General features: G+C 69.1%; 9 protein-coding genes. 7 read left to right on the plus strand and 2 right to left on the minus strand.

Features of this window, described 5'->3' with window-relative positions:
- Window positions 1-96: 96 nt before the first annotated feature.
- Window positions 97-873 carry an L-fucose dehydrogenase gene (locus AC1ROD_RS05750; protein WP_492947289.1) on the plus strand — a complete coding sequence of 259 codons (777 nt, stop codon included), beginning with the start codon at window positions 97-99 and terminating at the stop codon, window positions 871-873.
- 12 nt (window positions 874-885) lie between these two features.
- Here AC1ROD_RS05750 and AC1ROD_RS05755 read toward each other — a convergent pair whose 3' ends face one another.
- The gene (locus AC1ROD_RS05755; RefSeq protein ID WP_492947290.1) at window positions 886-1,662 is read right to left on the minus strand and encodes an IclR family transcriptional regulator; all 777 of its coding nucleotides are present in this window, start codon (window positions 1,660-1,662) and stop codon (window positions 886-888) included.
- Window positions 1,663-1,821: 159 nt separating this feature from the next.
- Between AC1ROD_RS05755 and AC1ROD_RS05760 the strand changes: the two genes are divergently transcribed.
- The 4 genes from AC1ROD_RS05760 to AC1ROD_RS05775 are packed head-to-tail and all read left to right on the plus strand — an operon-like array spanning window position 1,822 to window position 8,236.
- Entirely contained in the window at window positions 1,822-2,877 is a 1,056-nt protein-coding gene (locus tag AC1ROD_RS05760) for a zinc-binding alcohol dehydrogenase family protein (RefSeq protein ID WP_492947291.1), read from the plus strand.
- Window positions 2,871-3,710, plus strand: a complete 840-nt coding sequence (locus AC1ROD_RS05765) for an amidohydrolase family protein (protein ID WP_492947292.1) — start codon at window positions 2,871-2,873, stop codon at window positions 3,708-3,710. The genes AC1ROD_RS05760 and AC1ROD_RS05765 overlap by 7 nt, the downstream gene beginning before the upstream one ends.
- Window positions 3,711-3,720: 10 nt before the next feature.
- Window positions 3,721-6,849, plus strand: a complete 3,129-nt coding sequence (locus tag AC1ROD_RS05770; protein WP_492947293.1) for a sugar-binding domain-containing protein — start codon at window positions 3,721-3,723, stop codon at window positions 6,847-6,849.
- A gap of 13 nt (window positions 6,850-6,862) precedes the next feature.
- Window positions 6,863-8,236: a pectinesterase family protein gene (locus tag AC1ROD_RS05775; RefSeq protein ID WP_492947294.1), complete on the plus strand. Its 1,374-nt coding sequence runs from the start codon at window positions 6,863-6,865 to the stop codon at window positions 8,234-8,236.
- 50 nt (window positions 8,237-8,286) lie between these two features.
- On the opposite strand, the gene AC1ROD_RS05780 is transcribed toward AC1ROD_RS05775, so the two are convergent.
- Complete coding sequence (locus tag AC1ROD_RS05780; protein ID WP_492947295.1) at window positions 8,287-10,533, minus strand: glycoside hydrolase family 88 protein; 2,247 nt, start codon at window positions 10,531-10,533, stop codon at window positions 8,287-8,289.
- Window positions 10,534-10,735: 202 nt separating this feature from the next.
- Between AC1ROD_RS05780 and AC1ROD_RS05785 the strand changes: the two genes are divergently transcribed.
- Together AC1ROD_RS05785 and AC1ROD_RS05790 are read left to right on the plus strand one after the other, a co-directional pair.
- Window positions 10,736-13,930, plus strand: a complete 3,195-nt coding sequence (locus AC1ROD_RS05785) for an alpha-L-rhamnosidase (RefSeq protein WP_492947296.1) — start codon at window positions 10,736-10,738, stop codon at window positions 13,928-13,930.
- 11 nt (window positions 13,931-13,941) lie between these two features.
- Window positions 13,942-15,333, plus strand: a complete 1,392-nt coding sequence (locus AC1ROD_RS05790; RefSeq protein WP_492947297.1) for a glycoside hydrolase family 28 protein — start codon at window positions 13,942-13,944, stop codon at window positions 15,331-15,333.
- Window positions 15,334-15,360: the final 27 nt, after the last annotated feature.

Here is a 15,360-nt window from a genome sequence, read left to right on the forward strand (position 1 = left end):
CATATGTGCATAGGCTGATCAAGCCGCCGCACAGTCTGTGGTGTCGTCAACTTGACCAATGAGAGCGTCCCCAGGACGCCAAACGGGAGTGGAAGCGTGGATCTGGGACTTCAGGGCCGGGTGGTCATCGTCACCGGCGGCGGGGCGGGCATCGGCGGGGCGATCTCGACCGTTCTGGCCGAGGAAGGGGCGATCCCCGTCATCCTCGGCCGCAGCCCTTTGGCGCCGGAGTTCGAGGCGAGCCTGAGGGCGCTGCAGCCCGACTTCCTGTTCGTCCAGACCGAGATGACGGACGAGGCGGCCTGCGTCGCGGCGGTGGAGAAGGCGGTCGGCCTCGGGCGCGGCCTGCACGGTCTGGTCAACAACGCCGGGCGCAACGACGGGGCCGGGCTGGAGAAGCCGCTCTCGGCCTTCATGGCTTCGGTGACCGAGAATCTGGGCCACTATTTCGGCATGGCGCACCACTGCCTTCCGTATCTGCGCGCCTCGAAGGGGGCGATCGTGAACATCTCGTCCAAGACGGCGGTGACGGGTCAGGGCGGAACCAGCGGCTATGTCGCGGCCAAGGCGGCCCAGCTGGGGCTGACGCGGGAATGGGCGGCCGAGCTGGCGCCGCACGGCGTCAGGGTCAACGCCGTGGCGCCGGCCGAGGTGATGACGCCCCTGTATCGCAGCTGGCTGGACACCTTCGACGATCCGGAGGCGAAACAGGCCGAGATCACCCGGCGCATTCCGCTGGGCCATCGCATGACCACGGCGCGCGAGATCGCCGACACCGTCGTCTTCCTGCTGTCGGACCGGGCCAGCCATACGACCGGCCAGTGGGTCTTCCCCGACGGCGGCTATACCCACCTCGACCGCGCCCTCGACTAGGGCGCGAGACGCTCAGGGGCGGACGTCGGCGCCAATCAGCCGCTCGGAGATGCGGCCGGCAGCCTCGGTCAGGGCGGTGGCGGCCTCATCCAGCGAGACCCGGGCGTTCAACCGCTTCAGATAGGGGATGGTCAGGGCCGCCACGGCGGAGCCGCCGCGGAAGACCGGCACGGAGATGTCGCTGACGCCCTCGACGAACCGGCTGGCCGACTGTTCCTGACCGTTCTTCAGGGTGCGGGCGACGCGCTTGTCGAAGGTCTCCAGCGTCGCGGCGTCGATCTCGGGGTCGAAGCTGGCGCGCCAGGCCGCGCGCACCGCCTCGGTCTGGAAGGCGTAGAGCACCGCGCCCGAGGCCGTCTTGGGCAGGGGCTGGCGATAGCCGACGGGCAGGGAGAAGGAGAGCTGCTGGCTCGATTCCATCCGCGCGATGACCACGATGTCGCCCAGCGCCCGCACCGCCAGGTGGCAGGACTGGCCGCAGAACTCGGCGAGCTGGCGCATCTCCGGCAGGGCCACCTCGACCAGCGAGCGCATCAAGGGGCGTTCGAGCCCCAGCGACAGCAGCCGGTCGGTCAGCTGATAGTTGTCCGTCCCCGGCACCTGTTCGATATAGCCCCGGTAGACCAGCACCTGGATCATCCGGAATAGTTCGCCGTGCGACCGGTCGAGAATGCGGCCGGTCTCATTGATGGTCAGAGGCTTTTCCGACCGCGACAGCAGCTCCAGCACGTCCAGCCCCTTTTCCAGGGCCGGGGCCTTGTACCGCCGGTCGTCCGCTTCCTTCGTCATCCTGTCCCGCTCTCGAGGTGTAACCCGACGACATGCCGAGCGTCGCGGGAACCGTCAACAGAAGCGCGTTTCCGCACGATGTCCATGTTGTCATATGTGCAAATAGATCGTCATATATGACGAATGTCGGCGCCAGTCCGGCGGGCGAGGAAACCGATCATGTCAGCGATGGATCACCCGTCCCTCGAAGGGGAAGGCGCCCTCATGGACGTCGTCGTCTGCACCGAGCCCGGGCGACTGGATCGCGAGCAGCGCGTGACGCCGGAGCCGGCGCCCGGCGAGGTTCTGGTGCGGGTGCGCCGGGTCGGGGTCTGCGGCACCGACATGCACATCTATCGCGGCACCCAGCCCTATCTCAGCTATCCGCGCGTCATGGGCCATGAGCTGTCCGGCGAGGTCGCGACGGCGCCGGAGGGCAGCGGCTTCGAGCCCGGGGAGCCGGTCTACGTCCTGCCCTATCTGTCGTGCGGCGAGTGCGCGGCCTGCCGCAAGGGGCGCGAGAACTGCTGCATGAAGATCCAGGTGCTGGGCGTGCACCGCGACGGGGCCATGGCGCGCTATATCGCCGTGCCCAGCCGTTTCCTCAGGTCGGCGAAGGGCGTCAGCCTCGACGCCGCGGCCATGATCGAATTCCTCGCCATCGGGGCCCATGCTGTGCGCCGCGCCGACGTGAAGCCGGGACAGAGCGCGCTGGTGGTCGGGGCCGGGCCGATCGGTATCGCGGCGGCCCTGTTCGCCAGATTGCGCGGCGCCAGCGTCACTGTCATCGACCGGCGCGCGGATCGTCTGGCCTTCTGCCACGACCGGATCGGCGCCGACCATGTCGTGGTGGTAGACGATGCAACGCCCGCGCGGCTCGGCGCCCTGACCGGCGGCGACTTCTTTGATGTCGTCTTCGACGCGACCGGCAGCCCAGCGGCCATGGAGGCGGGCTTCGCCTATGTCGCCCACGGCGGGACCTATGTGCTGATCTCGGTGGTCGGGGCCGACATCACCTTCAGCGATCCGGAGTTCCACCGCCGCGAGACGACCCTGCTTGCCAGCCGCAACGCCACGCCCCAGGATTTCGAGACAGTCATTCAGGCCATGCGCGACGGGCTGGTCCCGGTCGAGGCGTTGAACACCCACAAGGCCGATCTGCTGGAGCTGCCCGACGTCATGGAGGCCTGGATGGATCCCGCCAACGGCGTCATCAAGGCTATCGTGGCGTGCTGATCGATGCCCATCAGCACCTCTGGCGTCTTGAGGCTCCGGGCCATGAGTGGCCCGGCCCGGACCTCCCGGCGATCCATCGCGACTTCGGGCTGGACGACTTCTGGCGCGTGGCTGGTCCGGCGGGTGTGACCGGCACGGTGCTGGTCCAGTCGCAACCGAATGAAGGCGACACGGAATGGCTACTGTCGGTCGCCGAGACCGATGATCGGGTGCTGGGCGTCGTGGGCTGGATCGATCTTCTCGCCGCTGATGCGCCCGAGCGGATCACGGCCCTCGCGCGGTCGCCGAAGCTGCGAGCCTTGCGCCCGATGCTGCAGGCCCTGCCGGTCGACTGGATCGCCGATCCCGGCCTGACCCCGGCGGTCGAGGCGATGCTCGCCGAGGGCTTGCGTTTCGACGCCCTGGTGCGGCCCGGGCATCTGCCGTTTCTGGCGGAGTTCGCGCGGCGCTGGCCGGACCTGCCCATCATCATCGACCATGCGGCCAAGCCGGATATCGCGGGCGAAGGCAGGGCGGAATGGTTCGAGGCCCTGTCGTCTCTGGCCGGCCTGCCGAACGTCCATTGCAAGCTTTCGGGGCTGCTGACCGAGAAGGGGGCGGGGCAACCGGATGCGGCCGTCATCCCCTACATCGAACAGATCTTCGCCCTGTTCGGTCCCGATCGGCTGGTCTGGGGAAGCGACTGGCCGGTGCTCGATCTGGCGGGCGAATACGCCGGCTGGCTGGGTCTGGCGCGGGACGCCATAAGGGCGCTTGACCCTGCGATAGACACCGGTGTCTTTAGTCGCAACGCCCTGTCTTTCTACGGCGGATTCGCCGCCGTCTCCGCTTGAGAACATCACAATGCAGCTCGACAGACGCGCCTTCCTCACCGCGGCCGGAGCCGGGGTCGCCGCCGGAGCGGCGCCCGAGCTGGCCTTCGCCGCAGACGCCCTTCCGCTCGCCATCCCGGACGAGGGCTGGAGCCTGTGGGTCGATGAGGCCGCGGCGTGGAAGGACGACGACATCCATCTGCCGGGAACCTTCGATCTGGCGACCCTGCCGGTCAGTCCGCCGACCGGCGGCTGGGACGCGCTGAGGTCTTCCGACGGCCTGACGGTCAGCCTGCCGACCACGGTCGAGGAACATCTGTGGGGCCGGTTCGGCACGCGGCCCTACGGCCCCGATGAATACCGCTATGCCGAGACCGACAATGTCCCGCAGTACGGGGCGTACAAGGGCGTGTCCTGGTGGTCGAAGGCCGTCGACATTCCGGCCGAGGCGGCGGGGAGGCGGGTGCTGCTCAACCTGCGCGGCGCGCGCCTGCGGGCCGAGGTCTTCCTCAATGAAAAACTGGTCGGCTATTCGATCATGTCGGAGCTGCCGTTCAGCTGCGACCTGACGGAGGCCATGCGGCCGGGGCAGGCGAACCGACTGGCGATCCGCATCACCAGCCCCGGCGGCCGGTTCGACTGGCGCGACTCGACCACCATGATGTGGGGCAAGGCGAAGCTGTTCGCCTCCCACGGCTTCAGCGGGCTCGATCGGGGGATGACGCTGAGCGTACATCCGCTGAGCGCCCGCATCGACGACGCCTGGGTGCTCAATATGCCCGCCCCCCGGACGGTGACCGGCTTTATGGACATCGTGACGGAGGCGCCGATCGTGGCCGCCACCATTGCGGGGCTGAGGACGAAGGCGGGCGTCGAACTGATCGATGACAAGACTGGCCAACGCGTGGTCGCCGAGGTTCGGCTGGAGGCGCTGGAAGCTATCGGCGACCGCCGCCTGCGCGTCCGCTTCACCGTAACCGCGCCGGACGCGAAGCTGTGGGATCTGGAGACGCCGAACCTCTATCGGCTGCGCTTCCGCTGGGCGGAGACGGCGGACGCGGTCGATACGCGCGAGGCGCGCTTCGGCTTCCGCTGGTTCGGGGTCGAGGGTGTCGGGACCGACGCCCTGCTGCGCCTGAACGGCCGCCGGACCCGGCTCTATTCGGCGATCTCCTGGGGCTATTGGGGCTACAACGGTCTGTGGCCGACGCGGGAGCTGGCGCGGCGCGAGGTGACGGCGGCCAAGACCCTGGGGCTGAATACGCTCCACTTCCACCGCAATGTCGGCAAGGCCGAGGTCTTCGCGGCCATGGACGAGATGGGGCTGATGCGGGTGATGGAGCCCGGCGGGGGCCGTCACGCGGTCGGAGCCGACCTGAAGCCCGGCGAGAGCCTGTCGCCCGCCGACGCCTTCAGCCGCGACTTCATGGTCGAGAAATGCCGCGCCATGGCCCGCGCCTTCCGCTCCCATCCCTCGCTGGTCCAGTACACCCTGCAGAACGAGATCGGCGCCAACCTGGCTAATCCCGACGTCCAGTTCGTGCTCAAGGCCATCCATGACGAGGACCCGAGCCGGGCGGTGGTCCTGAACGACGGCTTCGTGAAACGCGGCGCGGCCCAGGCCATGTACCTGCCGTACAACGACCACTACTTCCGCTCCGACGTTGAGGAATGGGGCGGCTGGTGGGTCGAGCACCAAGCCGCCGGCGACCAGTGGTACGACCGCTTCTACAAATCCAAAGACGACTATGTGCACATGCAGAAGGGCAAGCCCTTCATCGTCGAGTTCGGCGAGATGCAGGGCTGCGCGGTCGCCGACAACCATGTGAAGATGGTCGCCGACATCCTGGCCCACGGCGGCAAGAGCTATGATCTGGAGGACCACAAGGTCGTGGTCGCGGCGACCAGTACGTATCTGGATCGCTGGGGCTTCCGCGGCGCCTTCCCGACGACCGAGGCCCTGTTCCTGTCGGTCGGGCGCAAGGCTTATGAGAGCTGGCGGAACTATCTGGAGAACATCCGTCTGGGCGAGACGGTGGACGTGGCCTGCGTCTCCGGCTGGGAAAGCACGGCGATCGAGAACCATTCGGGCATCGTCGACAACCTGCGCTACTTCAAGGCCGATCCGGAGCTGCTGGGGCAGGCGCTGAGGCCGGTGATGGCCGTCGCCAAGCCGAGGGCCCTGGCCTATGCGATCGGGGATAAGGCCGAGCTGGACCTGTGGCTGTTCAACGATGCGGCGACGCCGGCGACCGGCGAGATCGTCATGAGCCTGACGGCGCCGTCGGGCGCGGAGACCGTCTTCGCCCGGCATCCCGCCCCGGAACAGACGCCTGACCAGTTCAGCTATCTGGTCGCCGAGAGCGTGCGGTCGCCGGCCTTCGCCGAGGAGGGACTGCACCGCCTGCGCGTCACGGTCGGGGGGGTGACCTCGGAGCGGGAGCTGTGGGCGACGGGGGCGGCGGCGGCGAGGCGGCCGTTGCGGATCGGGGTCTTGGGCATCCCACGCAGTCTGCGGACGAAGCTTGAGGCCCTGCCGGGCGTGACGCTGGAGGATATGGTCGCGGCCGGCCGCTATGACGGCATCATCGCCTCGGGCCTGAAGGCCGAGGAAATCGCGCGGCGGCAGGTGGGCGAGGAGACGGGTCTGGAGGCCCAGCCGACCCCCGGCCAGACGCCGCCGGTGGTATTGGGCGAGCTGCCCGAAGAAGTGCTGGCCGCCGTCCGTGCGGGCACGCCGCTTCTGGCCATGGTGCAGGAAGACGGTCTGGCCGACGGGGTAGCGAAGCAGCTCTCGGGTCTGGGCCTGTTTGACTATGCGGGGCAGGTCGGCGGGCTGCGCGCGCCCTGGATGGGCAACTGGAACTATGTCCGCGCCCACCGGACCTTTGAGGGCATTCCGGTCGATTGCGGCATGAGCGTCCTGCATCAGGTCGAGGGCCAACCCTCGAACGGTCTGCTGATCGAAGGGCAGGGTCTGGAGGTCATCGCTGCCTACAGCCGCGACCACGACCGCCAGAACGGCGCCGCCAGCTTCATCGCGCGCAAGGACGCGATGCGGGTGCTGGTGCACCGCCTTCCGGACATGGCCGGGCCGCTGCAGACCCGCTGGCTGGCCAACGCCGTCGGCTGGCTGGCGCAAGACACTTCACACGCGTGACCGGAGACCGACCGTGAGCCTTTCCGCCTTCACCCTCAGCCGCCGTTCGGCCCTGGCCGGTCTCATGGCGAGCGCCGCGGCTCCCGCCTTCGCCCAGGCGGCGCGGGCGAGCGTCCCGACCTGGGAGGCCGAGCCCGACATCATCGTCGCCGCCGACGGCACGGGGCAGTTCACCTCGATCCATGAGGCGGTGCAGTCGATCCCCAGGGACAATCGCGAACGCAAGATCGTCCTGATCCGCAACGGGGTCTATGACGAGGTCGTCCGTGTCGACGCCGCCTATGTGACCCTGCGCGGGACCAGCCGGATGGGCACGCGGCTGCAGTCGAACCGCCCCGCCGACCTGCCGCGCGACGCGCTCGGTCAGGGCGTCCTCAACATCAGCGCGACCGCCCACGACTTCGTTCTCGAGACCATGACGGTCCACAACACGGTCACGGCGATCGGCCCGCACGCCTTCACCATCTTCGGCCGCGCCGACCGGACCATCATCCAGAACGCCGACATCCTGAGCCTGGGCGCCGATACCCTGTCGCTGTGGCGCGGGATCAAGGGCAATGACGAGGCGGGCCTGTCCGAGGGGCCGGGCGCGACGCCCCTGACCGCCGATGGCGGGCGGTACTATCACACGGGCCTCAGGGTGATGGGCTCGGTCGACTTCATCTGCCCGCGCGGCTGGTGCTTCCTGTCGAACTCGGAGATCACCCAGGTCAATCCGAACACCACCGCCGCCTTCTGGCATGAAGGGATGCGGGTCGAGGACAAGAAGTTCGTCATCAGGGGCTGCGCCGTCGACGGCCCGCCGCAGTTCTATCTGGCCCGGCATCACCGCGACGCCCAGTTCTACTTCATCGACTGCAGTTTCTCGGAGCGGATGCGCGATCAGGCGCCCTATCTGGTCGTCTATCCGCTGAACGGCGGGACGCCCACCGCCGACGACCTGGCCCGCAATCGCGCGGCGCAGGAGGAGGGGCGCTGGCCCGAGCGGCACTATTTCCACAACAGCCACCGCAAGGGCGGCGACTATGGATGGCTGGCCGACAACCTGGCCACGGCCAAAGGCGCGCCGACGCCCGCCGACATGACGGCGAAGTGGACCTTCGCCGGGACCTGGGATCCCGAGCGGACCGACGGGCCGGTGGTCACCGGCATGCAGGTCGGGCCGCAAGGGTTGGTCGTGACCTTCGACCGGCTGGTGACCGTCAAGGGTGCGCCGCGTCTGGCCTTCGGCGGCGGAGTCTTCGGCGCATACAAGAGCGGCAGCGGGACCAACGCCCTGACCTTCGACGCGGCCGGACCCGTACGTCGGGCCGAGCTGGACCAGGGCCAGGGTCTGGTGATCGGCAGCGAGGCCGTGTCGATGCCGACACCGGCGTCCGCCGTCTGAGCGAACGAGGCGCGTCGTCCGGCGATCAGTCGGACGGCGGCGCGGTCCCTTCAGTGCGTGGGATCAAAGTCCGGCGTCTGTTGGGCGGCGAAGGTCTCCCACGCCTCGCGGGACGAGAAGTCGAGCCCGTGGTCCCAGGCCGAGCCCATATAGTAGACGAACGGCCGGCCCGGCGTGACGCGCAACAGGATCAGATAGTTGTCCGCATCCTCGGTGAAGCCCTCGACCATGGCCGGGTCCACAAGGATGGCGATGCCGAGGCTGCCGTGGGCCGGGTCGTTCGGCTCCCAGAACATCAGGCGGCCGTTGGCGGCGTCCTTGGTCACGAAGCCGCGCCCGGCGTCGTTCTGGCGCTTGGAGATGCCGATGGCGACGGTCAGGGGCGTGGACTGGTCCGACTGGAGCGTCGAGACCATGCGGGTGAAGTTCGAGCCGAGCGGCAGGTCAAAGGTGCGGGTTTCCGAGACCTGCCGGCCCACATCGACCGGCCAGGGCGCATAGCTGACCTCGAATTTCGCCTCGTCGCCGCCCGTCTCGAGGATTTTGTAGGTCTGGAAATTGCGCGAGGTCCAGAGCTTGTTGTCGTACCAGACACCCAGGCCGCCGGCGCCGCGCCCGCGTCCGACATCGTAGTAGTCGAGGCCTTCGCCCCGGTCGGTGTGATAGTTGGGGAAGCGCAGCTGACGGTCCATGAAGGGCCAGCGGACCCGCTTGGCCCAGACATCGATGCCCGACCCGGACGGCGCCTCGCGGGCCTCCAGCGCGGGGCCGTAGATGCGGTGCGCGACCCGGTCGTTCTCCCACAGCAGGTCGTCGAAGCGGTCGGGGGCGAAGCGGGCGACGGCGCGCGGACGCTGCTCCTCGGTCGTCGGGGGCGTCAGCGGCTCGATGGTCGAGGGCCGATTGAGGGTCGCGGGGTCGTAGGCGAGCGCCTGGGTCGCGGTCATCTCGGCGGCGCGACGCTGCTGTTCGGCCTCGCCGACGACGGTGACGGGGGCGGGCGGCGTCGGGGTCGTCGCGGCGATCACGGTGTCGCTGTCGCGGGCCGGCGGCGCCTCGGGCAGGCTCTGGACCTGCCCATTCAGATCCATGACCTCGATCCCGGCCAGCAGATAGGCTCCGGTGGCGTAGAGACCGACATCGCTCTCGGCCGTGGGGACGGGCTGGTCGCCGGTCTTCTGGGCCGCGCCGATGAGGCCGTCCGCGGTGACGTGACGGTTCAGCGCCGCCCAGCCGCGGGTGACGTGGGGCAGGGCGGTCTCGCGATCCAGCAGGCCGTGGTTGATCCCCCAGGCCAGGGCATAGACGAAGAAGGCCGAGCCCGAGGTCTCCGCTTCCGGATAGGCCTGCGGATCGAGCAGGCTCGAGCGCCACAGGCCGTCCGCCTGCTGCAGCTCCATGATCCGGCCGGCCAGCTTCTGGAAGATGTCGACATAGAAGGCGCGGCCGGCGAAGTCGGCGGGCATGTCTTCCAGCACCCGCGTCAGACCGCCGATGGCCCAGCCGTTGGCGCGGCTCCAGTAGATCAGCTCGCCATTGCCCGACGGGCGATCCTTGAACCGTTCATCGCGCAGGAACAGCCGTTCTTCGGGATTCCACAGGCGGCCGGCGGTGCGACGCCATTCGGCGTCCATGGCGCGCAGGTATTTCGGGTCGCCGGTGATGGTCGACATCCGGGCGAGCACCGGCGGGGCCATATAGAGGGCGTCCGTCCACCACCAGACCAGGGCGGGGGTCTCGGTGCTGCGCGCCAGATGTGGGACCATGAAGTCCAGCCGCTGCTGCAGGGGCATCAGCACGCCCTGCTGGCCGCGCCGGGCGTACAGCTCCTCATAGAGGTCGCCGATGGCGACATCGTCGGCGTTCAGCATTGTCTTCGCCGACCGGGCGCCGCGAAGGCTGTAGTTGTAGTGTTCCGCCGTCGCCGTCAGGAAGCGCAGGATCTCGGGCCGTTCGGACACCCGGGCCAGTCGCGTGGCGCCGACATAGAAGGTCGCCGCCACCCAGTTGGACGAGATTTCGCTCAGGTTGCTGCCGGTCGACAGGGCGATCCGATGCCGGCTCAGGTCGGCGATCTGGGACGTCGCGACATAGTCCAGGGCGGGCATGACCTGGGCGCGCGAGGGCAGGGTGTCAGGGCTGAAATTCAGGTCGGGACGGGGCGACGGCGTCAGCCAGGCCGTCTCGACGCCCGCGACCGGCGCCAGCGGAGCCGTCTGGGCGAGCGCCGGCGAGACGAGGGCCGTGGTCGCCAGAAGGGCGGCGAGCGTCAGGGCTTGAAGAGCGGGTCTGGCCATCCGGTGTTCCTCTTTCGCAGTGACGGCGAACCGTTCCACGATTTCCATTATATGTACGCGAATATCATAAAATGGATATTCGGGCCGGGGAAGGGTGTGGGGCGCGATTTGCGACGCAAGACTGCGGCGGATGCGTTCCGGCTTGCCTGATTGGCACTGTCCGGTATTTTGAAACAAAATAATACAATGTGGGAAACGCTTTTTGCGGGTTGATCGCCGACAGGTCCTGGGCGCCGCCGTCGTTGCGGGCGCCGCTACCCCGTTCGGCGAGGCCGTGGCGGCGGACGCGCGTGTTTCCGTGCGAGGTCTCTGCGCCAACGGCCTGATCCGTCCGCTTGGGCTGGATCGGGCGGTGGAACTGTCATGGACGATGACGGGCGAGGGCGCGGCGGCGCGACAGACCGCCTGCCGCATCCGGGCCGCCGCGTCCGAGGCCGCGCTCGCTTCCGGCCCGCTGCTCTGGGACAGCGGCGTCATCGAAAGCGCCGGCCGCACGGCCGACTGGGGCGGGCCCACCCTGTCTTCGGCCCAGCGGGTCTGGTGGACCGTTCAGGTCGCGGATGCGCAGGGCCGCTGGTCCGCCTTCGCGACGCCGACCTGGTTCGAGACGGGACTTCTGGCGGAGGCCGACTGGAGCGCCGACTGGATCGAGTCGGAAACGCCTGAGTTCCGGGCCGAGCGTCTGGCGGGGCTCGACTGGCTGTGGGGAGAGACGGCGATCGAGCCCGGGCCGCGTGCGTTCCGCTGGCGGTTCGAAGTCCCGGAAGGCGCGACGGCGACCGTCATGGTGGCGGCCAAGGATTCCTTGCGCGGCCTCTGGCTGGATGGCCGGTCGCTGATTCTGGACGGCCAGCGCACGGCTTGGGGGCAGGGACCGATGTTCGACCTCGGCGCCCTGTCGGCCGGCCCCCATGTTCTGGCGGTGGAGATCGGACTGCGCACGGACGAGGCGCGGCCGGTGATCGGCGGCGCCCTGGCCACGGTTCTGCGGCTTACGACGCAAGATGGCGTCGAGCGGCGCACGGGCGCGGGCCAATGGCGCACAGCCCTGCCGGGCGAGGACCGGGGCTGGATCGCACCCCGCTTCAACGACGCGTCCTGGCCCGAGGCGGTGCGTGCGACGACCGATCCGGGCGCCTGGCCGCTGCCGCCGCAGGGCGCGGTCAGTCTGAGACGGGCCTTCTCTGTCGACAGGCCGGTGGCGCGGGCCCGGCTCTATGCGACGGCGCTGGGCGGCTATGAGGCGCGGTTGAACGGAGCGAAGGTCAGCGACGCCCTGTTGTCTCCCGAGACCACGGACTTCCGCACCCGCGCCCTCTATCAGGTCCATGACGTCACCGGCGGGATCGTGCAGGGCGAGAACGTGCTGGGCGCCGTGGTCGCGGACGGCTTCTTCGCCAGCCCGTTCAGCTTCCTGGACATGCGTTACGCCTTCGGACCGCCGCCGCGCCGGTTCCGGGCCCTTCTGGTCGTCGATCATCCGGACGGCTCCTCGACGCGGATCGCGACCGGGTCGGAGTGGCGGCTGGGCCCGTCGGCGATCACGGCGTCGGAAATCTATGACGGCGAGACCCATGACGCGCGGCTCGCTCCGATCGGTTGGGACCGGCCGGGCTTTGACGACGCGGGCTGGACGTCAGCCGTCCCGGGCGAGGCGCCGGAGCTGAGGCTGGACGCCCAGCCGGGTCCCTTCATCCGGGCGACGCAGAGGCTGCACGCACGCGCCGTGACCCGGCCGCGATCCGGTGGCCGCATCCTCGACTTCGGCCAGAATTTCACGGGCTGGTGCCGGCTCAAGGTCAGCGGTCCCGCAGGCACGACGATCCGCCTGCGCTTCGCCGAGGCCCTGACGCCGGAGGGCGAGCTCAACCTCACCTCGAACCGTCGCGCGCTGCAGACCGACGCCTTCGTCCTGGCCGGTGTGGGGGAGGAGGTGTTCGAGCCGGCCTTCACCTATCACGGCTTCCGCTATGTCGAGGTGACCGGCTGGCCCGGCGAGCCGGCCACCGACGCGATCGAGGCCGTGGTCATCCATTCGGACGCGGCCCTGACCGGGGCCTTCCGTTGCGGCGATCCGCTGGTCGAGCAGATCTGGCGCAACACCCTGTGGAGCCAGCGCTCGAATTTTACAGGCGTTCCCACCGACTGCCCGCAGCGGGACGAGCGGATGGGCTGGACCGGCGACGCCCAGATCTTCTGGGACGCGGCGGCCTTCAACATGGACGTCGACGCCTTCAGCCGGCGCTATCTCGACGACATCCGGGCCGGGCAGGCCGCGACCGGCGAGATGCCCGACGTCGCGCCCTACTGTGCCATCGGCCAGAACACGCCGGGCTGGAGCGATGCCTCGGTGGTCCTGCCGCACACGGTCTGGCGCCGGTACGGCACGACTGGCGTGGTCGAGGACAACTGGTCGGCGATGCGGCGCTGGAACGACCGGCTGTTGGCGCTCAATCCCGATCATGTCTGGACCCATGTGCGGGGGCTCGATTACGGCGACTGGCTGTCCGTGGATGCGAAAAGCCGCGAGGACGTGACCACGCCGAAAGAGCTGATCTCCACCGCCTTCTGGGCGCGGTCGACCGGCATGCTGGCCGAGATGGCGCGGGCGACGGGGAGGCCGAACGAGGCGGCGATGCTGGAGGCCCGGCGCGACGCCATCGTCCGGGCCTGGCGCGCAGCCTTCGTCAGCGCCGACGGCCTGATCGGCAACGACAGCCAGACCAGCCACATCTTGGGCCTGCGCTTCGGCCTGACGCCCGAGGACCAGACTGTGCGCTCGGCGGCGCGGCTGCGGGCCGACATCGCCCGGCGGGGCGACACCCTGTCGACCGGCTTCATCGGTACCCCCTATATCCTCGACGCCCTGGCGGACCACGGGCATGAGGACATGGCCGTCAGCCTGCTGCTGCAGCGCCGCAACCCGTCCTGGGGCTATATGATCGACCAGGGCGCGACGACGATCTGGGAGCGATGGACCGGCTCGGTGGACGGCGTGGTGACCGGGTCTCTGAACCACTATGCGCTGGGGGCCATCACGGGCTTCCTGTATCGCCGCGTCGCCGGGATCGCCGAGACCGCGCCGGGCTTCGAGCGGATCGAGATGCGGCCGATCCGCGATCCCCGCATCGCCTCGGCGGGCGCGACCTGTGAATCCGCGCGGGGCCGCATCCGTATCGACTGGCGCCGCGACGCTTCAGGGGCGCTGACGCTGGAGGCCGAGGTTCCGGCCAACGCCCTCGCCGCGATCCATCTGCCGGCGGCCCCGGGCGCGAGCGTCCGCAGCGGGCGTCGGCCTCTTGGCGAGGCCGGCCCCGTCCGCCTGATCCATCGTGACGACCGGACCGCTGTCGTCGAGGCCGTTCCCGGCCGCCACACCCTTACCGTTTCCGCCTGAAGGACGTCCGCATGCACCGTCGCACCCTGATCCAGCTCGGCCTCGTCGGCGTCGCCGGCGCCGTCGCGCCCCGCGCCCTTGCCCAGACCGCAGGCCGTCTTTTCGACGCCGCCGACTATGGCGCGGTCGGCGATGGCCGCGTCATCGAGACCCGGGCGATCCAGTCGGCCATCGATGCCGCGGAGGCGGCGGGCGGCGGCGTGGTGCGGCTGCGGCCCGGGGTCTATCTGAGCGGATCGCTGTTCGTGAAATCCGGCGTGACGTTCGAGGTCGGCAAGGGCGCGACCCTGCGCGGATCGCAGTCCCTGGCCGACTATCCCGAGATCCGCACCCGCGTCGCCGGTGTCGAGATGACCTGGCCCGCCGCCCTGGTGAACGTCTATCGCCAGAGAGGCGCGAAGATCACGGGCGAGGGCGTCATCGACGGCGACGGCAAGGTGTTCTGGGACAGCTACTGGGCCATGCGCCGCGACTATGATCCGCGCGACCTGCGCTGGGCGGCGGACTACGACTGTCGCCGCCCCCGACTGGTCCATGTCTATGAGTCCGACGAGGTCGAGGTCTCGGGCCTGGAACTGACGCGGTCCGGCTTCTGGACCGTCCACATCTGCTATTCGCGTCAGGTCCTGGTGTCGGATCTGGTCATCCGCAACAATATCGGGGGCAGGGGGCCGTCGACCGACGGCATTGACATCGACTCCTCGGACGGCGTCCGGGTCGAGCGTTGCGATATCTCGGTCAATGACGACGCCCTGTGCATCAAGGCCGGTCGCGACTGGGACGGACTGCGCGTGGCCCGGCCGTGCCGCAACGTGGTGGTCAAGGACTGCGTCGTGCGCGACGCCCTGGCCGGCATGACCTTCGGCAGCGAGACCTCCGGCGGCTTCGACAATATCGAGGTGACGGGCCTGCGGATCGAATATCCGGTGCCGCTGGGCGTCTTCTTCAAGTCGGGTCACACCCGCGGCGGCGTGATCAGCAACATCCGTATGCGCGACATCCATATGCAGGATGTCCGCACCCTCTTCCGGGTAAACCTGAACTGGTATCCGGAATACAGCTACGCCCGGATCCCGGCCGGAACGACCGACGTCCCCGACTACTGGACCGCCCTGGCCACCCCCGTGCCGCGCGCGCAGGGCATTCCGCGCATCCACAACGTCCGTGTCTCGGACGTCGTCGCGGTCGGCGGCAAGATCGGCTTCGAGGCCGCGGCCTATCTCGAGGCGCCGCTGGAGGACTTCACCTTCGAGCGCCTGGACTGGGACGCCCAGGACGCGGGAACGATCGCCAATGCGAAGGACTGGCGCTTCGTCGACTGCAAGATCGACAGCCTGGACGGCAAGGCGCCGAAGGTGACGGACTCGACCAACATCACCGGCCTGCACGGGCGGATCGCCTAGTCTCCACCGCCGTCGCAAACACAAAAA

This window comes from Brevundimonas sp. GW821-FHT12E07 (assembly GCF_058807035.1).